Origin of the sequence: Pseudidiomarina terrestris (assembly GCF_030466405.1) — a bacterium.
In the GTDB taxonomy this organism is placed as follows: Bacteria; Pseudomonadota; Gammaproteobacteria; order Enterobacterales; family Alteromonadaceae; genus Pseudidiomarina; species Pseudidiomarina terrestris.
This window is the reverse complement of sequence record NZ_JAGGJF010000005.1, coordinates 149464-170745: the sequence shown is the minus strand read 5'-3', so window position 1 is coordinate 170745 and position 21282 is coordinate 149464. Positions and strand designations below refer to the sequence as shown.

The following is a 21282-nucleotide window of genomic DNA, read 5'->3' as shown; positions in this document are numbered from 1 at the left end:
GGAGCTGCTTTTTTATTGCCAGATCATCAACAAAACATTACTTTTTGCCGATGTAGAGTGTGATCTCGCCGACATTTATCCCGTACTTGTACATGTGCGTACGGTTGATCATATTGTCTTCGTCAACCAGATAAAGCCAATCATCCAGTTTCACCGAGAAAGGTTCGCCATCGAGCTCAATGTTCAGAACGTAGCTCCAGTTGAGAACATTACCTGCCACTTTACCTTTTGCCACACCCTCGACATCACTGGCGCGGCCTTCATACTGGTCCGGCGCGGTTTTAGTAATATACCAGATACGTTTTTGCTCACGGCCATCGGCGTAATAGAAGGTTTCATCAAGTACGCCTTCATTGCCCTCCCAGCTGCCCACCAGATCGACACGAAAACGTTGAATGACCTCACCACTGTAATCCTGAACCATGCCGTAGGCGACCAGTTCACCGTTAAAAAACTCCTCTAATTTCAGGTGAGGTTCTTTATCACGGTAGGTGTCTAATGACGTGGAGCACCCGATCATGGCGAACATCACCAGTATCATTGCTGTTGCGGATAGTTTTTTCATTGGTCTGCTCCTATTAGTTCGTTGCGCTCTTCTTTGAACCTTGAATCAGGACTTAGCCAAATCGCTAAAAAGTCATCGGTAAATTCACTCGACTCGATGGTGCCAAGTTCCTTATCCGTGTTGAAAAATTGACTCTGCCCTTGCGCATTCTCAACCAGCATAAGGCAATCACCTGCTTGGACGTCCGGCCATATACGGTTGAGCTTAGCCAACCACTGCTGATGTGTCGGTGTTATTTCGATGCCCAACCGCTGCCATTCTTCTTTGGTCGTGTCGACCAGGTCTGCGGCTTCGATTTCTCGCAAATAACTGAGTCGTAAAGCCCGCCGGTCGTAGTCTTTATAATTGCCACTATCGGTCAGCAGCTCGGCGTCATAGACGTCCCAAAACCAGACACTTAAACGTGTACTGCCCACCGTCTGCAGTGAACTTGCCGCAGCGGGCGAACATTGTGCGGAGGCGGCGCCACTTGCCAGCAACCCCGTAAGTAATGTGATCGTAATCAGTACGTTAGCCATGCGCTGTCTCCCTTGTTGTCGCGTAGGTCGCTGCATTACGCTTCATCAGATAGGCAAATATAACCATATACAGTGCCCATAGTATTCCGTAGGCAATCCACATCAGATACTCATCAACCAATAGCTCTGCTGCGCCCAGGCGGCTGCCGATGGCGTAAGTCAAAGGCCCTGAAGCCAAGCCAAGCAATGCTGCTAGCACATAGCGACCCGACAACCAGTCAAGACTTGTGGTCACCATAGCGGCGAAGCCAAACCACAAAGCGATCAACCATAGCGGTAACCAGCCGCCGGTAAAATCAAGTATGCCCAAAGCCACTACCGTGCTTTCAAGGGCTAACCCCAGCACCAGCAACTGCAAAAATAGCACCCAGCTAAATCCTTCGCGCGTACTGCTCAAGTAAATTTGTACAGCTACAATCGGCAAAGCTATCGGCAACCAGGGTTCACGACCGGCAACAGTGCTGAACCAGACCAAATCAAACCAGAGCAGTCCGGCTATGCGGCGCAGGTTATCTTTTGCCAGCCACTGTTTGAGCTTCAGCGACATGCAGGTTTACTCGCTACCAGTTGCACTGCCGAGACGCTCCGTTCAAGGAAGCCACCTTCGCAGTAGCAGAGGTAAAAATTCCATAACCGACCAAAGCGCGCGTCATAACCTTGGTCTTGCAGTTGCGGATGCGCGGCATTAAAACGCTGACGCCAGTCATGCAACGTTTGCGCATAGTCAAAGCCAATATCATCCAACTTACGCACCACCATGTCGGTGTGCTTGGTGAACATTTCAGTAATCATCGTCAACGACGGTAAGAAACCGCCCGGAAAGATATGTTGCTGAATAAAGTCGACCGAATTGGCATAGCTTCGCATGCGTTGGTCGGCAATGGTTATCGCCTGCAGTGCCATTTTGCCATCGGGCTTAAGCAACCGGCTGCAGGTTTGAAAATAAGTCGCCATATAGTGGCGGCCCACGGCTTCAATCATTTCCACCGAGATCAACTTATCGTATTGCCCTTGCAGGTCACGATAGTCATTTTTAAGAACAGTGATTTGCTCCGCCAGACCTTCCTCCTGAACCTTTTTCTTTGCGTACTCATACTGCTCGTTCGAGATGGTCGTAGTGGTCACTTTACAGCCGTAGTGTTTTGCCGCGTACACGGCTAAACCACCCCAGCCGGTACCGATCTCTAACAAATGGTCATTCGGTTGCAGATCCAGACTGTCGCACAGACGCTTTAACTTGTGTAACTGTGCTTCCGCCAGAGTATTCTCGGGATTCGGGTAGACTGCGCTGGAATACTGCATGGCTGGATCAAGAAAGCTCTGATAGAGATCATTGCCGAGATCATAGTGGGCGGATATGTTTTCTTTCGCTTGCTGTTTATGATTGCGACGCCGCCAGTGCTGAAATTTCTGCCAGGGCAACAGCAACCAGCTGAATTTCGCTTCAAAAGCATCTAGTGCCGGCAGGTTGCGGGCAAAAAGTTGAATAACGGTGGTCAGATCAGGTGTTTCCCAGGACTTATCGATAAAAGTTTCGCCTGAAGCGATACTGCCGCCAAGCAACAGCCGCCGATAAAAACTGGGGCGCAAAACATTAATCTCGGCCTTGAGGTCACTCTCTTTCGAACCGAACTGGCCCAGAATGACGCCCTGTTCACGCAGGGTCACATAGCCATCCTGTAACTCACTTAACAGACGAAGCACGGCACGGCGTGCCCATTTATCCGTCGTCGTTCCCTGATTCATTGTTACTAACGCGGTCTCTGTATTCATCGGATCCTTAAACCCTTTGGTCTGATTAATTTTTGTGGTCGTAAACGGGTGTCCGTTTTAACCATAACCGTAATGCCTGCCAGTAAATCGCTGCAACGGTCGTTAAGGTATTGATTGGGTACCTTAGCAATACGCTTCGAATCGCCCGACGGTTCAGTTCCTGACGCTGCAATTTTAAAGTTGCGGTAAAATGACGTTCACCTTTGTGCGCTGCCAGATGAATCATGCTTTTGTGATTAGCACACATTTTGGGTGGTTTAATTTGCCATTCATAACGCATATCCAACGGGTTAAAAGGCGATACGTGAAAAGCTTTCTCGTGACTTAATTCTTCGTTCAGGTCGAGCAAATAATAGTGGCGCTCATTCCAGGGGGTATTGCTCACTTCCGCCAGCATGTGACTGTAGTCTTGTTGCCCGGGGGGTTGTAGGAAGTAACAGTTGATCGGGCTAAAATAAAGTCCAAAAGTACGCAAGTTACCGAGCAAGAAGACCCGCCCTTCCAGGCGTTTGCCGGCCAGCGCTGCCATTTTCTCACGCACAGCCGTCGCCAGATCCCCTTGTGTTCCCCGTAAATAATCCTGACGCCGCAGCCATAAAGGGGCAAAACCTCGGGTTGAGAGTAATTTGCTTTGTCGCTGCAGTTGCTCAAGCTCATCTAACGCTACCCACCACTGCGCGGTCGCGTAATCAAACTGATGCTGCGTAGGTTGCAAACGCCGGTGATAGACCCGACCGCGCAAAATCGCGCTACTCAACATGCCATTCCACTCCTAGTCGACGCACCACATCTAAGGCACTGCGCACACCATCTTCATGAAAGCCGTTGTACCAATAAGCACCACAGAAATGGGTGTGTTGATGACCACAAATACTGTCGCGCTGAGCCCTCGCCCGCATCGATTCCAGGCTATAGACCGGATGCGCGTACGTGTAACGACCAAGAATACGTTCGGCTTGAATAGCATCGGTGTTGTTTAAGGTCACACAGAAGGTTTCCGGCGCATCGATACCCTGCAGTATATTCATGTTGTAGGTCACCGAACTTGGCCGCTGCCTGGCATCGTCTCCATTGTGCAATAAATAGTTCCAACTCGCCCAGGCACGTCGCTCGCGGGGCAGTAGACGAATATCGGTATGTAGCACCACCTCGTTGTCCTGGTATGGAATAGCGCCCAGGACCTGTTGTTCGGCAGCGGTTGGCTCCGCCAGCAGAGCTAAAGCCTCATCACTATGGCTGGCAATAATGACCTCATCAAAATCCTGCATGTCGCCGTCGGCGAACTCAAGAGTCACCGCACTGTTTCTTCCCGCCATAGCACGATGAATGGCCTTGATGTTTACGTTTAGGTGCACGCGATCGGCGCGAATCAGATCACCAAGCAAGGGTTCAATATAGCTGGAAGAGCCACCACAGACCGTAGCCCATTGCGGCCGATCGGCCACGTTTAACAAGCCGTGGTTTTCGAAGAATCGTAAAAAGAAGTCGAGCGGGAAGTCGGCGGCCTCATCAATACTGGCTGACCAGATCGCAGCCACCATCGGCAATAGATAATAATCGGCAACGTCCTGGGGCAACTGTTGCTCACGCAAGAATTCACCCAGCGTCTGAGTGACTTCGCGATCAAGGTTCTGATGCGCAGCTTTGGCTTGTTTGTTGAACTTCAAAATGCCTGTTATCAACCTGAAGAAAGCCGGACTGAACAGGTTTTTGCGCTGCGCGAACAAGGTGTTGATAGAGTTGCCGTTGTATTCGAGACCCGAGTCTGGGTCGCGAACACTAAAGCTCATTTCAGTGTCCCGCCATTGCACACCAATCTTACGCATGAGCGCGCGAAAATTCGGATAAGTGCGATCATTGAACACAATGAAACCGGTATCGATAGCGTAACTTTTGCCCTGCACTTCGACATCGACCGTGCGTGTGTGTCCGCCAATATAATCATTCTTCTCAAACAGCCGCACCTCATGCTGTTCGTTTAACAAGTGGGCACAGGTCATTCCTGCAACACCGCTGCCAATTACTGCTATTTTCATGCGTTTTTATTCCTACATCACCCGGATAACGACCCCTAAAGAGCCAGCTAAGCGCTGGCTAAGTGGCCTGCTTGAATCGTCGCGACAATGCCAACTGCCAGCTCTGCGGCAGACGGGAGGCAAATTTTAAGAACCAGCCAAAGGTTCTGGGAAAGGTGATATCAAGACGATTCTTGTCGATACCCCGGCGAATAAAATCAGAAGCATACTCGACACTGACCTGCATCGGCATTTCAAAATCATTTTGTTCTGTCATTGGCGTCTCGACAAAACCTGGTGAGACACTTAGCACTTTGATACCGCGTTCTTCAAGATCAACCTGCAGACTCCGGGTAATATAGTGAATGGCCGCTTTCGAGCCGCCATACGCCTCGGCTCGGGTAAAAGGGAGGAGCCTTGCGGTACTGCCAACAATGACCAGCTTTGAGCCAGCTTTGAGATTCGGCAGCAGCGCCTCAACACAGCGCATGGTGCCGACAACGTTGATGTTGAACACGCGGGCAAATAGATCGGCATCGAAATTATCGATGTCGAGGTACTCGCAAACCCCCGCAACCAGAATGACCAAATCGATATCTGTATAGCCGCGCAAGTTCTGAATGGTGGTGTCTTTGTCGGAGATATCCAGCTGTTGTCCGGCAATAGCATCCGGAAAACGTTGCTCAAGTTCAGCAAGAGCTTGCTCGTTCCGTCCACAAGCGACAATGTGATGACCGGCTTTAGCATAATCACACGCCAGCTGTTTACCAATACCAGAGGTTGCTCCAGTAATAAGAATATTCATTATGGCACCATACGCTCTTTTATTTTGTGAATGACGTAGCCAAGCAAGGAGACATGCTCGTAGATCATGGCACCCAAATCATAGTAATCGCGTTGCTGTATGATTTTGTCATCTTTGAATTCCAGATGACTGACCCCTGGCACTACAATTTCTTCGCCACCACCGAGCTTTGGATGACACAGTCGCATCTGCCAGTTGACGAACACGTGGGCGCCATTTTCGGCATACTCGGTAAAGGCAAAGTGACACTGCTCGACCCCTTCCATGGTGCCTTTAAAATAACTCTTCAAATCATCCAGACCATGCACCTGATGAATAGGATCTATAAAAGTAACGTCCTTATGATAAAGCTCGTCGAGCTTATCAATGTTTACATCACTGAATTCATCATAGTATTTGAGTAGACGTTCTATGACTTCCGGGTACTCTTCTTTTTTAGCAAGTTCTTCAGCTTTATTTACCGGTTCTTCGTCTTTATCGTCCGCCATGATCTGCCTCCTTCTTGCTTAGCCAGTTTCCATCAATTCAACACAATTAAGTGTAGCTGGTTTTCTACAATGCTTTGAACTTACGCAGAAAATCTTCCCGCGCTTGTTTATGATTAACAATAGGCTCAGCATAGTCCACACCCTTTGCCTTTGCCCATTCTGCCGGCTCATGGATTTTACTCGTCGGACAATCGCTTAACTCTTCAATGTAGGTACGAATGTAGCTGCCGTCGGGATCAACTTTTTTACTCTGCGAAGTGGGGTTGAACACCCGGAAATAAGGCACTGCGTCTGTCCCTGTCGATGCGCTCCATTGCCAGCCACCGTTGTTGGCAGGAAAACTGCCGTCAATCAGGTTTTCCATGAAAAACTGCTCACCTTTGCGCCAGTCCAGCTGCAGGTCTTTTACTAAAAAATTAGCCACAATCATCCGTACCCGATTGTGCATCCAACCTTCCTTTTGTAGTTGTCGCATGCCCGCGTCAACGATTGGAAAGCCGGTACGCCCTTCACACCAGGCCTGGAAGTCAGCCTCGCTGTCGCGCCATGCAAAGGCTTCGGTATGAGGCTGAAAGGCCTTACCTTGGCTTAGTCGCGGTACAGCAGCCATAAGGTGCTGATAGAACTCCCGCCAGGCCAGCTCGCTTAACCAGGTTCTCGCCCCTTCGTTAAGACCATCAGGAAACTCAGGTGTTTCACGCTGGAGCATGCGTGCAGCCGTTTGCGGCCCTAACACACCAAGCTCCCAATAAGGCGATAATTTGGACGTGCCGTTTATTGCCGGCACGTCGCGATCAGCGTTGTAATCACTGACCTGTTGATTGATAAATTCTTCAAGTTGTTGGTACGCTGCTTGTTCTCCTACTCGCCACGCTGAACTGTCGCGTCGCGGGTAGTCAACGCGGTCCGGAAAGTCAGGGCAATTCACCGCAGCACGATCGGGTCGGCCATAGGGACTGGGGAGTCCGGTTACGCGCAGATGTTCAAGCCAGGAGCGAAAGTAGGGGGTGAACTTTTTATAGTAATCCCCTGCTTGGGTACGCAAAACTGGCGGTACCAGGAGCATGCCATGGAAGGTTTGAACGCCAATCCCCTGCTCGGCCAGCCAGCTGCGAGTGCCGCGATCACGTTTTTGCTCATCCACGGGATATTCGGTATTAAAGGCAACGTCGGTAATATCGTACTGACTGCAAAAATCACGCACCACCCGCGGCACGGTCTGCCAGTTACGGACCCCTTTAATGTGCAGCGCAATACCCCACTGCGCAGCTTCCTCTTGCAGGCTTTGCAAGTGGCGTAACAGTAAATCGACCTTGATTGGCGCCCACTGATGCCGTTGCCACTGCTCTTCGCTGTACAAGTACAGGCCGTATATAGGATCGTTTTTATCGCTGGCTGATAAAACACTGGCAACCGCGGGATTGTCACGTAAGCGTAAGTCATTGCGAAACCAAATCAATCGAGCCATCAGATACCGTACCTTAGTTTTAAATCCTTGGGATAAGGATTCAGATAACGCTGCCCTGAAAGGTAATCGCTCGGGTGCTCCCGCAGGTAATGCCGTAACAGAGTGAGGGGTACCAGCAACGGCTCCGTTCCTTTGCGGTAAGATAAAATACTGTCCGTCAGCTCCTCCCTTTGGGGCGCTGTTAAATGTTGTTTGAAATAGCCCTGAATGTGTTGCAATACGTTGGTGTGATTGGCACGCGTGGCCGGGGTTGCCAGCGCCGCCATCACCTTTTCGATGTATTCGGTCCGCGCTTGAGTCGTCACCTCTTGCATCTGCGCTACCTCACGCCCCAGGGCACGGTAAGCATCCTGATTGTGCGCTAACAACAACAACTTCAAGCTGGTATGAAAGCCTAATAAATCAGCTTTACTTAAAGGGTCCGGCAGCTGCTGCCAGGATGCATAGACATAGACCCTCATAACGAAATTTTCGCGCAGCAGCGGATCGTTAAGGCGGCCATCCTCTTCCAGCGGTAACGCCGGATAACGCTGCCGTAGTTGTGCCGCAAAAATGCCCTCGCCCTCCTTGCGGGCATGCCCATTGACCGGGTCATACAACTTCACTCTTTCCATGCCGCAACTTGGCGACTTCGCGCACAGAACATAACCACTGATATGGGTTAAATGCCCCTGGGCTCGCTCGGCGAAGCCGATCAACCGGTCAGTCACATCTTCGCCCGTTTTAGGGACGATGGCACGGGTTTCTCCCTCGTGTTGCTCGAGTCGAATCGTAGGTCGTGGCACTGGCATGCCTATGCCTACCTCGGGGCAAAGTTTTACGAATTCGACATAACGTCCGAGCTCTTCCTGACAAAAGGCCGAGCGCTTATGTCCACCATCAAAGCGCACTTCGTCGCCCAGCAAACATGCACTGATCCCAACTTTGATTTGTTGCATATATCCCTCATGAAAACTTGTTACTGCGAACAATACGCTTACTTAAGAAAAAAGTTCAAAAGTAAGGATCTAATTCAACAAAGTTATCGTAACAAATGCATCTACAAAATAATTAAAGACAGAAGCCAGCAGCTCAAGAGGCTAACCCAATGAACCCTGCACTTACAAACATACCATTGTTTCCGTTATCTGGGCACGTCCTCCCTGGAGGCACCATGCGCTTACGAATTTTTGAACCACGCTACCTGCGCATGGTCCGTGAAGTTTGCGCGAAAGGTGATGAAGGGCGCATCGGCATGTGCATGTTCAATGAGCACGGTTCCGTCGAGGAAAATACGCATATTTATCCGCTTGCCACGCTGGCGCGTGTGATCGATTTTGAACACCGCGACGATGGTTTATTGGGCATCACCGTTGAAGGCGTCGAGGCCTGTAAAATCAACCAGATCAGCGTTGACGAGGATGGCCTGCGTCGCGGTCAAGTCGAGCTCGCCCACAATTGGCAACCGACAGCATTGGCAGAACAGTATCAGCATCTGGCGGAACGTTTGTGTCAGGTCTACCACGAATACCCGGAGCTGGGCAGCTGCCCAACCGAGGATCGCTTGCGTTGTGCCCGCTGGGTCTGCCAACGCTGGCTTGAGTTGTTACCTTTAACCGCCGACGTCAAACAAGAATTATTAAACCAGCCTTCGTGCGAACCTGCGCTGGATTACCTCAGCGGCTTGATTCAGGAAAGCGAAAACTAAATTTGATCCGGTTTCGCGCACCTTGCGTAACAGAAAGTAACTTGAGGAAATACCCCACAGGTAATACTATGCAGACAGTGATTGAAACTAAAACAAAACGGAACACTATGTCTTCTGCGCAGCCTGATGATCCAGACCATGCTGCGGCTTTACTTGCCCTTGTTGCGACCGAACGTTCTCGTCATGCATTTAGCGAGCTGTTCAGATACTTCGCACCACGCTTGAAAGCCTACGCGACACGCCAGTTTGGTAACGAACAAACCGCCATGGATTTGGTGCAAGAAACCATGACCAACGTCTGGAACAAGGCACACTTATTCAAACCTGATCGTGGTTCTGCCTCGACCTGGATTTTTACGATTGCTCGTAATATCCGCTTTGATTTCCTTCGCAAGAACAAACATCGTCAACACGATTTGAGTGCCGATGAGTTATGGCCAGTGCTTGCGGAGCAAAATGATAGTCTCGATGATGACTATGCGCTTGATGATGATCTTCTCATGCAACAGCTTGCCGTGTACTGCGAAGAACTTCCGAAAGCTCAACGTACAGTTATAGAATTGATTTATGTAGCAGGGAAGTCGCAACAAGAAGTGGCGGATGCACTTGGGATTCCTTTAGGTACAGTGAAGTCCCGCACCCGCTTGGCATTGCAGAAATTAAGAGAGTTGATACAAAGCGATGATTAAGTTTCACCCTAGCGAAGAACATTTGTTTCACTACGTGACCGGCGACTTGACCCCGGCCATGTTAATGATGGTTGGCACCCATGTGGATATGTGTTCCCAGTGTCAACGTAATGTCCAACATATTGAAGAGACGATGGCGCAGAAGCTGTTTGGCCAACGCCAGTTGCCTGAAGAGTTCGCTGCCGCGAACGATAGCTTTGATGGCGACGAGATGCTTGCGCAGATCCTGGCGCAACCACAACAGCAGCCAAGGGATCTCAGTCAGCAGTTTGCCAGCGAGCTGGTACTTGAAGGCAAACGCTTCCAGTTACCCGGAACTCTTGCGCGCAATCATCACCGTATTGGTCAGTGGCACAAACTACTGGGACAGATGTGGCGTGCGCCGGTTCAGGTTGGTGGTAAAGACGTTCTGACCTTTATTTATATGGCCGAGAACACCAGAGTTCCTGAGCATACTCATAAAGGCAATGAAGCAACCTTGGTGGTAAATGGCGTGTTTAATGATGAAACGTCTGACTACCGTGATGGCGACTTTGTATTTCTTGACGGAAGTGTGAAGCATACCCCGGAGACCCGTCATGAAGATTGCCTGACATTGTCAGCATTGGACGCTCCTATGCACTTTACTTCGGGCGTAAGCAGATTATTAAACCCCTTTAGTAGTTTATTCTTCAAATAAACGAGATGAGTAGAACTAAAAAAAGCCGCTCAACGAGCGGCTTTTTCCTTTCAGTTCGATCAACCTTTCGGTTTGGCGTTACTTACGCGCTGCTTCAGCTTTTGGCCTGGTCTAAATGTCACCACACGGCGGGCCGAAATAGGAATGTCCTCGCCGGTTTTAGGATTACGCCCCGGTCGTTCATTTTTGGTGCGTAATTCAAAATTCCCAAAACCTGAGAGCTTGACTTCCTCTCCCCGCTCTAACGTCTTACGTATCTCTTCAAAGAAGTTTTCGACCAAATCTTTAGCATCTCTTTTATTGATGCCGAATTTTTCGAACAAATGCTCTGCCATTTCTGCTTTGGTCAGCGCCATAGCTTACTCCCTCAGGGTTGCCCCAAATTCGTTTGTCAGCATTTCAACCACTGCATTGACTGCAGTATTGATTTCTTGATCTTCAAGAGTGCGTTCGGGATGTTGTAAGGTTAGCGATAAGGCTAAACTGCGATACCCTTCAGCAACTCCTGTACCCTCATAGACGTCAAATAAGTTTAGGCCAACTAAATGATTTACGCCAACATTTTCAATGGCCTTGAGAATTTCGCCCGCCGCCAGCTGAGTGGGGGCCACGATCGCAAGGTCGCGTCGAATCGAAGGGTAACGCGATACAGATTGCGCTGCGGGTAACCGACGTTGCTGCACAGCTGCCAGTTCCAGTTCGAAGACGAAGGTACGACCGTTTAAGCCTAATTTCTTTTCGAACTGTGGGTGAACAGCACCAAGGTAGCCGACATTTTTACCATTTTTAAAAATTGCTGCGCTTTGCCCTGGGTGCAAAGCCGGATGCGCATCTGCGACAAAGGTATACAGCTGAGGCTCACCAGTCGCTGCCAGAAGCGCTTCGACATCGCCTTTGATATCAAAGAAATCAACCGCACGCTCCCCTTCATCCCAATGTTCACCAAAAGCTTTTCCTGCACGGATCCCGGCAATCATTGGCTCCTGACGAACGCCGTTTTCAGCATCTTCATCTGGAAGGAACCGCAGACCCGTCTCACAAAACGCCAGGCTTTGTTGCTGACGCTTCTGATTATGCGCGACCGCGCCGATCAGGCCCGGCCATAAACTGACGCGCATGGACGACATATCCAGACTAATCGGGAAAGGCAAGGTGAGCGCTGCTGAATCATCAAACAACATGGCTTGATGCTTCGGATCCACAAAGCTATAGGTGATGGCTTCCTGGTAACCGCGATCGACCAGCAACTGCTTTAATGTTCCGGCTGCTATTGCGGATTCTTTTCTGGGGACCATGCGCAATTGTGCTGCCGGTGCAGTCGCCTGAATACGGTGATAGCCGTAGATGCGGGCAACTTCCTCAATCAGATCCTCTTCAATCGCAATATCAAACCTGAACGTCGGCACGCTAACCTGCCAACCCTCATCATCACTGCTCACCGTAAAGCCCAAGCGCTCGAGAATTTCAATCACCTCGTCATCGGCAATACTAATGCCGAGAACGGACGCCAAGCGAGCTTTGCGCAGACGCACCTGCTGTGGTTGCGGTAAATGACGGTCATCTTTCGCTTCGACCACCGGACCCGCTTCACCGCCGCAAATCTCAATAATTAACTTTGTCGCACGTTCCATAGCGCTGCGTTGTAACTCGGGATCCACACCGCGCTCATAGCGGTGTGAAGCATCGGTATGTAAGCCGAAGCGACGTGCACGACCGGCAATTGCAGCGGGTGCAAAAAATGCACTTTCAAGGAAAATGGTGTTACTTTCTGTGGTGACACCACTGTCCTCGCCGCCAAAAATACCCGCCATTGCCAGTGCTTTTTCACTGTCCGCAATGACCAATACATCGTCTTGTAAGGTCACTTCAGTGCCGTCTAATAAGGTCAGCTTCTCATCTGTCTGTGCCATCCGTACCTGAACATCACCTTTTAACTTATCGTTATCAAAAGCGTGCATGGGGTGGCCCAACTCGAGCAAGACGTAATTGGTGACATCAACCACAGGGTCAATGCTGCGCACACCGCTACGACGCAAACGCTCGGTCAACCACAACGGCGACTCAGCACCAACGTTGACGTTTTTAACAATACGCCCGAGGTAACGTGGACAGGCTTCAGCAGCAACCAGCTCGATCGCCCGGCTAGCATCGTGAACGGCTTTAACTTCTTTGATTTCTGGCTCTGTAACGGCCATGCGATTGAGTACACCCACCTCGCGGGCAATGCCACGAAGACCCAGGCAATCGGCCCGGTTCGGGGTAAGATCGACGTCGAAGGTGACATCATTCAGCTCAAGGTACTCACGATAGTCCATGCCTACTGGCGCATCAGCTGGCAGCTCTACGATACCGTCATGGTCGTCATTTAAGCCCAGTTCCGCGTTTGAACAGAGCATGCCATGCGAAGGCTGCCCGCGTAACTTGGCCTTTTTAATTTTAAAGTCGCCAGGCAAAACGGCGCCCACGGTCGCCACGGCAACCTTCAGGCCCTGCCGGCAATTTGGTGCGCCACAAACGATGGTCGCGGGTTCATCCGCGCCAATGTTCACTTCGGTAACTTGTAACTTATCAGCATCCGGGTGTTGCCAACATTTTACGACTTCGCCGACGACAACCGAACTAAAAGCTTCTGCAACAGGCGTTACATCATCCACTTCTAACCCGGCCATGCTCAATTGCTCAGCCAGGGCAACCTGATCAAGAGCAGGATTTACCCAACTACGTAGCCACTTTTCACTAAATTTCATCTCTGCACCCGAACTTAATTAAACTGTTTCAAGAAGCGAACGTCGTTTTCGAAAAACGCGCGTAGATCGTTCACGCCATAACGCAACATGGTGAGGCGCTCGACTCCCATGCCAAAGGCAAAGCCGGTGTATTTTTCGCTATCAATACCCACCGCCTGCAACACTTTTGGATGGACCATGCCGCAACCCAATACTTCCAGCCATTGACCGTCTTTACGACGCACGTCAACTTCTGCAGAGGGCTCGGTGAAGGGGAAATAAGAAGGCCGGAAACGCACTTCCAGTGACTCTTCAAAGAAGTTCACCAGAAAGTCTTCAAGGATGCCTTTTAGCTGCGTAAAGCTAACATCCGTATCGACCATTAAGCCCTCGACCTGATGAAACATCGGCGTATGGGTCTGGTCGTAATCGTTGCGGTACACGCGGCCAGGGGAAATAATGCGCAACGGGGGCTGCTCATGCTCCATGGTGCGGATTTGCACACCAGAAGTCTGTGTTCGCAGCATCGTTTTGGGCGTAAAATAAAAGGTATCATGATCCGCGCGAGCCGGATGGTTCGCTGGAATGTTCAATGCATCAAAGTTATGGAAGTCATCTTCAACTTCAGGCCCCTCAACTACGCGGAACCCTAAATCACCAAAGAACTGTTCGATACGCTGAATCGTTTGCGTAACCGGGTGCAGCCCACCCAAGGCGGCGCGACGACCAGGTAAGGTGACGTCAATGCGTTCAGCAGCGAGTTTCTCTGCCAGCTGCGCTTGTTTGAGTTCTTCATTACGCGCGTTGATCGCCTGCTGAACCTGTTGTTTGGCCTGGTTGATTGCTTGTCCGGCAGCTGGACGCTCCTCTGCAGATAGCTTACCTAAGCTTTTTAATTGCTCAGTGAGCAAGCCTTTCTTGCCCATGTACTCAACCCGCACACTGTCCAGTTCCTGGGGTGTGGTAGCGGCTGCGACGGCGTCTTCGGCCTTCGCGACAATGTCATTTAACTCCATGACTTTCCTCGATGATGCGTGATTGCCGACCCGCGGCATGGTTCAAACCCTGTAAAGGCGACTATCATAGCGAAAATCCATAAAAAAAGGGAGCAATCATGCTCCCTTTTTCGACTTTCTTCATGGCTTACAGAGAGCTTTTTGCTTTCTCTACCAACGCGGCAAAACCTTTTTGGTCGTGCACTGCGATGTCTGCCAGAATTTTACGATCGATTTCTACCGATGCTTTTTTCAAACCGTTGATAAAGCGGCTGTAGGACAAACCGTTTTGACGGGACGCAGCATTGATACGCACAATCCATAATTGACGGAATTGACGTTTCTTGTTGCGACGGTCACGGTATGCATATTGACCTGCTTTGATAACTGCTTGCTTCGCTACGCGATAAACGCGTGAACGAGCACCATAATAACCTTTCGCCTGCTTCAGGACTTTCTTGTGACGCGCGCGCGCTATCACACCACGTTTTACTCGTGCCATTTGCTGTCTCCTTCCTTATGCGTACGGTAACATACGTGCGACTAATTGAACGTCGGCTTCGTGCACCATGCTTTTCGCACGTAGGTGACGTTTCCGCTTAGAGCTCTTCTTAGTCAGGATGTGACGCAAGTGTGATTGCTTGCACTTGAAACCGCCTGAAGCGGTTTTTTTAAAGCGCTTTGACGCGCCTTTATTGGATTTCATTTTCGGCATGAAAATAACTCCGCATTGTTAACATAAAAGTGTAACAGGGTGAGCTCGGTCGAAACCTCACTACTTGTAGACCTCAGTTACTTCTTGGCAGGGGCCAGCACCATAATCATCTGGCGACCCTCAGCCCTTCTTGGGAACGACTCAACAGTTGAAATCTCTTCTAAATCGTTTTTAACGCGATTTAGCAATTCGATTCCAATCTCCTGGTGCGCCATTTCTCGGCCACGGAAACGAACGGTGACTTTTGTTTTGTCACCTCCCTCTAAAAAGCGACTCAGGTTGCGCAGTTTTACCTGATAATCGCCTTCGTCTGTGCCAGGGCGGAATTTAACTTCCTTCACCTGAATTTGTTTCTGATTTTTCTTCTGCTCTTTCGCGTTCTTAGCTTTTTCGTAGAGGAACTTGCCATAATCCATCAGACGACACACTGGTGGCTCCGCATTCGGGCTAATTTCCACCAGATCAACACCGGCCTCTTCGGCCTTTTCAAGAGCTTCTTGAATACTTACGACACCAATCTGTTCACCTTCAACTCCGATTAAGCGTACTTCATTGACGCGAATGTCTTCGTTGATACGATTTTTGTCAGCAGGTTTCTGAGTTCTTTTTCCGCCTTTAATGGGTCATTCCTCCAATCAATTAACTAATTTTGCGACTACGTACTTCGTCGGTAAGCTCTGCAATAAATTGCTCCAGGCCTTTTACGCCTTGGTCTTCACCGCGACGCGTACGTACCGCAACCGCTTGATTATCGATCTCTTTATCGCCGACAACCAACATATAAGGAACACGTTTTAATGTGTGTTCACGAATTTTAAAGCCTATTTTCTCATTTCTCAAGTCAGCTGTCGCCCTAAATCCGAGTTTATTCAACTCTTTTACGGTATTTTTGACGTAATCCGCCTGATTATCGGTAATATTCATCACCACAACCTGAGTTGGCGCCAGCCAAAGTGGGAAATAACCAGCGTATTCCTCGATTAAGATTCCCATAAAGCGTTCCAGTGAGCCCAGAATCGCCCGGTGAATCATAACCGGAGTGTGACGCTCGTTATCTTCACCGACATAAGTTGCACCTAAACGGCCCGGCAATGCAAAGTCGAGCTGCACAGTACCACACTGCCACGCACGACCTAAACAATCATGCAGGGTGAATTCAATTTTCGGACCATAGAAGGCGCCCTCGCCTGGCAGGTACTCAAACTTGATACCGTTATTCTTCAGCGCCTCAGCCAGCGCCTGTTCGGCATGATCCCAGGTGGCATCATCACCCAAACGTTTTTCCGGACGCGTCGACAGCTTGACCACGATATCTTCAAAACCGAAGGTCTTGTAGGTCTCGTAGACCATTTGAATACAGCTACTGACTTCAGTTTGTACCTGGGCGGGCGTACAGAACACATGCGCGTCATCCTGGGTAAAGCCACGGACCCGCATCAAACCATGCAAGGCACCTGAAGGTTCGTTACGGTGACAGCAGCCGAACTCAGCCATCCGCAACGGCAGGTCACGGTAAGACTTCAACCCTTGGTTAAAGATCTGGACATGGCCAGGACAGTTCATAGGTTTGATCGCGTATTCGCGATTTTCCGAAGCAGTGGTAAACATCAGATCGGAGAACTTCTCCCAGTGGCCTGACTTTTCCCACAACACCCGGTCCATCATCAGTGGGCCTTTAACTTCCTGGTAGTCGTACTCACGCAGCTTTTCACGGACGTAACTTTCCAGCTCCTGGAAAATGGTCCAGCCATTGTGGTGCCAGAACACCATGCCTGGCGCTTCTTCTTGCCAGTGAAACAGATCCTGAGATTTGCCAATCTTACGATGGTCACGCTTTTCCGCTTCTTCAAGGCGCTGCAAATAGGCTTTTAGCTGTTTCTTATCAGCCCAGGCGGTGCCGTAGATACGTTGCAGCATTTTGTTATCAGAGCTGCCGCGCCAGTACGCACCTGCAACTTTCATGACTTTGAAATGCTGACAAAAACGCATATTGGGAACGTGCGGACCGCGGCACATATCCACATATTCTTCATGCTGGTAAAGCGCCGGACGATCGTCCTGGCTGATATTCTCATCCAGAATTTCAACTTTGTAAGGCTCGTGACGTGCCACGAAGGTTTCGCGGGCTTGCTGCCAGCTCACGCGGTTTTTAACTACCTCGTACTCGGTTTTCGCCAGCTCTTTCATGCGCCTTTCCAGCGCTTCAAGATCGTCATGGGTCAATGCCTTGTCCATATCGATATCGTAGTAAAAACCGTTATCAATCACTGGACCGATGGCCATCTTCGCGTCTGGGAACATTTGCTTCAGCGCATGCCCGAGTAAGTGCGCGCACGAGTGACGGATAATGTGTACGCCCTCGTCATCTTTTGGAGTAATGATATGTACCGCAGCATCGTCAGTGATCAGATCACAGGCATCTACTAACTCACCATCAATTTTACCAGCGACCGTAGCTTTGGCTAATCCGGGACCGATATCTTGGGCGACTTCGAGAATAGAGACGGGTTTATCGAAAGTGCGTTGACTTCCATCAGGGAGCGTTACAACAGGCATTCTTGTGTTCCTTTAACAGTGGTGGCACCTACCAAGTGTCACTTGTGATTCAACGAAAAACGCACTATACCGCACCGTGACATTCGGCGCAACGCGGCTATTGGCCTGAGTTTCAAGTCCAGTTAAGATAGCAGCCTATGGATTGGTTTATCGGCCCCCTGGCCGCCCTTTTTGCTGCCTTGTTTTGGGCCCTTGCTACCTTGCTTTACAGTCAGGCGGGTAGCTATTTGTCGGCCAGCCAGCTCAATCTGGTGAAAGGCTTCGTCGCCGTCCCCCTGCTGTTTATGGTGGGGCTGGCGACCTCGCAACTGGTTCAGTTCGACGGCAGTGCCGCGGCCTGGCTGTTACTGGCCAGTGGCGTTATCGGTATCACTCTGGGCGACACCCTGTATTTCACCGCACTGCGGCGCATTGGCCCCTGGCATACCATGTTGTTCGAATACCTCGCGCCTCCTTTTGCTGCGATCATTGCCTGGGTATGGCTGCGCGAGGCGATGAGTTTTGCTGAGATTAGCGCAGCACTGGTGGTGTTGTTCGGTATTCTGGTGATTGTCACTGAGCGTGGCCAGCGGCAGGGAACAACCCCGCTCACCCGTGCAGGCGCGGCCGCAGCAACAGGTGCTGCCTTATGTCAGGCACTGGGTCTGGTGATGGCCTTTGAAGCGCTGGTCAGCTTTGACGTCAATCCACTACAAGCCGCTTTTGTAAGGCTCGCAGCCGGTACTGCGGCACTTACCGTCGCCCTGTTACTGCTGAAGCCGAGCATCATTTTGCAAACCCGTTCGGCGTTAAGACATACGTCCTTACCCTGGCTGTTTGTTGCCATTGTGATGGGAACTTTCCTCGCCATCTGGCTGCAACAAACCGCTATTGCCTATTTGCACCCGGGACTGGCACAGACACTGCTCGCTACTGCGCCATTGTGGTTAATCCCGATCCAGTGGTTTCGCGGAGAACCGCCTTCAGTCCGCAGTATTCTGGGTGCGCTTATTGCAGTCACCGGGATCGCGCTGTTATTTTCGCGTTAAAGTTGGCCAACATGACAATTCATGTTCCATACTCAAGTCAGGACAGCAACGATTGAGGTTTAAAAATGAATCCCCAAAAACTGCATGATGCGGCTGTCGATTGTCCGCATTGTGGCCACCACATCCATCTGGCAATTGATGCCTCGCAAGGCGATCAGGACTATCAGGATGAATGTCCCGCGTGCGGTAGCGACGTGCATATCGAAATCACTCTTGATGATGTGCGCGATAAAATCGTTGTTAAGATCCGCAGCGACGATGAGAACTTTTATTGAGCCATAGTAAAACACGAGCACTATGGTATGTTTACCCTTACTGCTCATGCCACTTGGCTGTTGCTCTGTTTTATTGCCCTGTTCTATTTTTCTGAATCATAATGCGTTCGACCGTATCGACGATAGTGATGGTCTGCTGATCGAACTCAAGATTGACCCGCTGTCCTGGCTGCGCCTTTGCTAAATTCGTCAGGCGTAGTGTTTCCGGAATCAAATGCAACGAAAACCGGTTCTCATGAACCTGGCCTACGGTAAGACTGGCGCCATTCACACTGATGAAGCCTTTGCCGAAGACATAAGGCGCAAAGCTCGCTGGGAACTCAATCCACATCGCCACATTGTCATCGGTCGTCGTGATGGTTTCTATACTACCGGTAGCATGAATATGACCCGACACCTGATGCCCGCCAATCTCATCGCCTACTTTTAATGACCGCTCCAGGTTCACCTGTGACCCAACCTCCAACTCGCCGAGATTGGTCAGTCGCAGAGTTTCGTCGATCACATCAAAACTTACTGTATCTGTGCTAAATTTAACTACCGTAAGACAACATCCGTTAATAGCGATACTCGCCCCAATTTCTAATTGGGATAAAAATTTTGAAGCAACACGCAGTTGCAGATGACGAAACTGCTCGCGCTGCTCAATAGCCATCACTTCTGCCTGCGTCTGAACAATACCGGTAAACATATGAAACAACGTCCTCTACAATTCGTGAATGATTTTATTGTACGGTTTTACCCCCGGCTTTGCCACGCGATTTGCGGTCTTGCTGCGTTAACCTTACTGAGCGCTTGCAGTCCTTCGCCAGCGACCCTGGCTCCAGTTGTCGATTATCAGGACCGGGTTGCCAATACCCTGGAGCGGGAGCCTGTGCCCTACCAAAGTATCGAGGTACCGCGGATTCCGCCAGTACGGCAGCTGACGGTCGCTATCCCCCGTGTAAGTATTTCGCTGCTGGACTCATGGCGCATTGATAAATGTGCCGCCGGCAACCTGATTGCACGCCGCAACAGCGCGCTCGGGAAGCTGGAAAAAGGCTTGAGCCGTTTACACACCGATGTGTTGTTGGTCAAAGCCATGGAAGATTGCGTGGACGAGTTGCGCAACAATGGCGAGAGCTTAGCCGACCGGTTAGCCGAAGCACTGGAAAAGAAAAAAGACAATCTGGCTGCGGAGCAAGAACATGCGCTCGCTACCGATGAGGCTCTGCGTCACGCCCTGCGCGTAGGGGCCAACACCCACGCCGAAGCTGATCAAGATTACTTTGCCAGCTCAATGAGTGCGCTGAGCACTGTATTACAACTCCTCCAAAGCGATGTATTAAAGGTAAATACCTCGACTGAGCAGGCGGTGCCAACCCGTGATCAAATCGATGAGGCTATGGAAATCTTATACCAGAGTGATTATCTGCCCTATCTCTGGCGCTCGCTTTTCGAACTGAACGCCTATTTGCGCCGACTGCAACCGATGCTGGACAATTTAGTTGCAGCCAGCGGCTGCCGTCCGGACGTGACGCCACAGCGCGCAGAAGTTTTGCATACTGTCTTCACTAAATACTTTATCGGCGAGGTTCAGCCGCAGGTGGCCAGCTTCACTGAGCAGGGTTATGCGGTAAACAAGGTTTTGAGGGAGCTCAACGCTGAGATCAACTCCCCTGCTTTAAGTGATTACATTAACGAGCTCATTGCGGTTTCCGAGGATCTAAACGAGGCAACCAAGGCGCACGTGAAACCATGGCAAGATTTCTTTGCAGCATGCAACTTTACCCCGGGTGGGTAATGGATGCACAGGTGAAGTAACCCTGTTGGTGTATCGACAGGGTTCAGGTATTATTGATAATGATTCGCATTAAGAATGATTATCAACCCATGATTACCTTTAAAGGCTATAAGGAAACCGCTATGAAATTATCAGTGATTGCCGCCACGCTGCTTGGTTTTGCCGTGCTCTCCGCGCAACCGGCTCAAGCACAGGACGAACAGCGTTACGAGCACTTCAAAGGTCAACCTGCTAAAACACTCGATCAAGCCATGTTTAATCTGGCTAATTTCAATGCAAAACTGGCTCAGCTGATGGCGGATGGCGAGCTTACCGCTGAAGATATGGCAACGGTTCACCAGTTAAGCTATACCCTGGAAAATGCCCTGCAGAAACTTGACGAAGAAGTGGACACTTTGCAGGAGGTACTCGAGGAAGTGCATATTGCCTCTGAGACGCTGGATTATGATACGGTAAAAAAACAAGGTAGAATTTACTTAGAAACTTCGGCGAAAATCGTCAAAAAATAAGGATTTTT

Annotated in this window: 25 protein-coding genes; 7 read left to right on the top strand and 18 right to left on the bottom strand. The window is 50.2% G+C overall.

Annotated features, from left to right (window positions below):
- Window positions 1-37: 37 nt before the first annotated feature.
- The 10 genes from J6J34_RS10565 to J6J34_RS10520 form a co-directional block, all read right to left on the bottom strand.
- On the bottom strand, window positions 38-565 hold the full coding sequence (locus J6J34_RS10565; protein ID WP_301899011.1) for a DUF3833 domain-containing protein: 528 nt from the start codon (window positions 563-565) through the stop codon (window positions 38-40).
- Window positions 562-1083 (bottom strand): chalcone isomerase family protein, encoded by a 522-nt coding sequence (locus J6J34_RS10560; protein WP_301836198.1) that lies wholly within the window; start codon window positions 1081-1083, stop codon window positions 562-564. Before J6J34_RS10560 ends, J6J34_RS10565 begins: the two co-directional genes overlap by 4 nt.
- Window positions 1076-1630 (bottom strand): DUF2878 domain-containing protein, encoded by a 555-nt coding sequence (locus tag J6J34_RS10555; protein ID WP_301720441.1) that lies wholly within the window; start codon window positions 1628-1630, stop codon window positions 1076-1078. Before J6J34_RS10555 ends, J6J34_RS10560 begins: the two co-directional genes overlap by 8 nt.
- The gene (locus tag J6J34_RS10550; RefSeq protein ID WP_301899010.1) at window positions 1621-2856 is read right to left on the bottom strand and encodes an SAM-dependent methyltransferase; all 1236 of its coding nucleotides are present in this window, start codon (window positions 2854-2856) and stop codon (window positions 1621-1623) included. The genes J6J34_RS10555 and J6J34_RS10550 overlap by 10 nt, the downstream gene beginning before the upstream one ends.
- A 25-nt stretch (window positions 2857-2881) precedes the next feature.
- Window positions 2882-3616, bottom strand: coding sequence for a DUF1365 domain-containing protein (locus J6J34_RS10545; RefSeq protein WP_301774274.1), 735 nt, complete (start codon window positions 3614-3616; stop codon window positions 2882-2884).
- Window positions 3606-4892, bottom strand: a complete 1287-nt coding sequence (locus J6J34_RS10540) for an NAD(P)/FAD-dependent oxidoreductase (protein ID WP_301774273.1) — start codon at window positions 4890-4892, stop codon at window positions 3606-3608. The genes J6J34_RS10545 and J6J34_RS10540 overlap by 11 nt, the downstream gene beginning before the upstream one ends.
- A gap of 58 nt (window positions 4893-4950) precedes the next feature.
- The gene (locus tag J6J34_RS10535) at window positions 4951-5676 is read right to left on the bottom strand and encodes an SDR family NAD(P)-dependent oxidoreductase (RefSeq protein WP_301720445.1); all 726 of its coding nucleotides are present in this window, start codon (window positions 5674-5676) and stop codon (window positions 4951-4953) included.
- A complete protein-coding gene (locus tag J6J34_RS10530; protein ID WP_301899009.1) occupies window positions 5676-6164 on the bottom strand; it encodes a nuclear transport factor 2 family protein in 489 nt (162 codons plus the stop codon). Before J6J34_RS10530 ends, J6J34_RS10535 begins: the two co-directional genes overlap by 1 nt.
- Window positions 6165-6228: 64 nt before the next feature.
- Complete coding sequence (gene phrB / locus J6J34_RS10525; protein ID WP_301899008.1) at window positions 6229-7632, bottom strand: deoxyribodipyrimidine photo-lyase; 1404 nt, start codon at window positions 7630-7632, stop codon at window positions 6229-6231.
- Entirely contained in the window at window positions 7632-8570 is a 939-nt protein-coding gene (locus J6J34_RS10520; RefSeq protein WP_301899007.1) for a YbgA family protein, read from the bottom strand. Before J6J34_RS10520 ends, phrB begins: the two co-directional genes overlap by 1 nt.
- Window positions 8571-8719: 149 nt before the next feature.
- On the opposite strand from J6J34_RS10520, the gene J6J34_RS10515 reads away from it, so the two are divergent.
- The 3 genes from J6J34_RS10515 to J6J34_RS10505 all read left to right on the top strand — a co-directional run bounded on the left by J6J34_RS10515 (window position 8720) and on the right by J6J34_RS10505 (window position 10687).
- A complete protein-coding gene (locus tag J6J34_RS10515) occupies window positions 8720-9319 on the top strand; it encodes an LON peptidase substrate-binding domain-containing protein (protein ID WP_301899006.1) in 600 nt (199 codons plus the stop codon).
- Window positions 9320-9387: 68 nt separating this feature from the next.
- Complete coding sequence (locus J6J34_RS10510) at window positions 9388-10008, top strand: sigma-70 family RNA polymerase sigma factor (protein WP_301720451.1); 621 nt, start codon at window positions 9388-9390, stop codon at window positions 10006-10008.
- A complete protein-coding gene (locus J6J34_RS10505; protein ID WP_301720452.1) occupies window positions 10001-10687 on the top strand; it encodes a ChrR family anti-sigma-E factor in 687 nt (228 codons plus the stop codon). Before J6J34_RS10510 ends, J6J34_RS10505 begins: the two co-directional genes overlap by 8 nt.
- Window positions 10688-10746: 59 nt before the next feature.
- Here J6J34_RS10505 and J6J34_RS10500 read toward each other — a convergent pair whose 3' ends face one another.
- From J6J34_RS10500 to thrS, 7 genes are all read right to left on the bottom strand, one after another.
- The gene (locus tag J6J34_RS10500; RefSeq protein ID WP_301720453.1) at window positions 10747-11043 is read right to left on the bottom strand and encodes an integration host factor subunit alpha; all 297 of its coding nucleotides are present in this window, start codon (window positions 11041-11043) and stop codon (window positions 10747-10749) included.
- Between the two features lie 3 nt (window positions 11044-11046).
- Window positions 11047-13434 (bottom strand): phenylalanine--tRNA ligase subunit beta, encoded by a 2388-nt coding sequence (gene pheT / locus J6J34_RS10495; protein WP_301899005.1) that lies wholly within the window; start codon window positions 13432-13434, stop codon window positions 11047-11049.
- A 14-nt stretch (window positions 13435-13448) separates the two neighbouring features.
- Window positions 13449-14429: a phenylalanine--tRNA ligase subunit alpha gene (gene pheS, locus J6J34_RS10490; RefSeq protein ID WP_301720455.1), complete on the bottom strand. Its 981-nt coding sequence runs from the start codon at window positions 14427-14429 to the stop codon at window positions 13449-13451.
- 127 nt (window positions 14430-14556) lie between these two features.
- Window positions 14557-14910, bottom strand: coding sequence for a 50S ribosomal protein L20 (gene rplT / locus J6J34_RS10485; RefSeq protein ID WP_301720456.1), 354 nt, complete (start codon window positions 14908-14910; stop codon window positions 14557-14559).
- A 15-nt stretch (window positions 14911-14925) separates the two neighbouring features.
- On the bottom strand, window positions 14926-15123 hold the full coding sequence (gene rpmI, locus J6J34_RS10480; protein WP_126762134.1) for a 50S ribosomal protein L35: 198 nt from the start codon (window positions 15121-15123) through the stop codon (window positions 14926-14928).
- Between the two features lie 77 nt (window positions 15124-15200).
- A complete protein-coding gene (infC, locus tag J6J34_RS10475) occupies window positions 15201-15743 on the bottom strand; it encodes a translation initiation factor IF-3 (protein ID WP_301720813.1) in 543 nt (180 codons plus the stop codon).
- 19 nt (window positions 15744-15762) lie between these two features.
- Window positions 15763-17679, bottom strand: coding sequence for a threonine--tRNA ligase (thrS, locus tag J6J34_RS10470; protein WP_301720457.1), 1917 nt, complete (start codon window positions 17677-17679; stop codon window positions 15763-15765).
- A gap of 137 nt (window positions 17680-17816) precedes the next feature.
- On the opposite strand from thrS, the gene J6J34_RS10465 reads away from it, so the two are divergent.
- Entirely contained in the window at window positions 17817-18707 is an 891-nt protein-coding gene (locus tag J6J34_RS10465) for a DMT family transporter (protein ID WP_301720458.1), read from the top strand.
- A 65-nt stretch (window positions 18708-18772) separates the two neighbouring features.
- Window positions 18773-18982, top strand: a complete 210-nt coding sequence (locus J6J34_RS10460; protein ID WP_301720459.1) for a CPXCG motif-containing cysteine-rich protein — start codon at window positions 18773-18775, stop codon at window positions 18980-18982.
- Between the two features lie 70 nt (window positions 18983-19052).
- Here the strand turns inward: J6J34_RS10460 and J6J34_RS10455 are convergent, their stop codons facing one another.
- Window positions 19053-19673, bottom strand: coding sequence for a riboflavin synthase subunit alpha (locus J6J34_RS10455; protein ID WP_301836184.1), 621 nt, complete (start codon window positions 19671-19673; stop codon window positions 19053-19055).
- Here J6J34_RS10455 and J6J34_RS10450 point away from each other — a divergent pair, their 5' ends adjacent.
- Window positions 19674-20765 carry a DUF3080 family protein gene (locus J6J34_RS10450; protein WP_301720461.1) on the top strand — a complete coding sequence of 364 codons (1092 nt, stop codon included), beginning with the start codon at window positions 19674-19676 and terminating at the stop codon, window positions 20763-20765.
- Window positions 20766-20887: 122 nt separating this feature from the next.
- On the top strand, window positions 20888-21274 hold the full coding sequence (locus J6J34_RS10445) for a DUF6746 family protein (RefSeq protein WP_301720463.1): 387 nt from the start codon (window positions 20888-20890) through the stop codon (window positions 21272-21274).
- The last annotated feature ends 8 nt before the right edge of the window (window positions 21275-21282 follow it).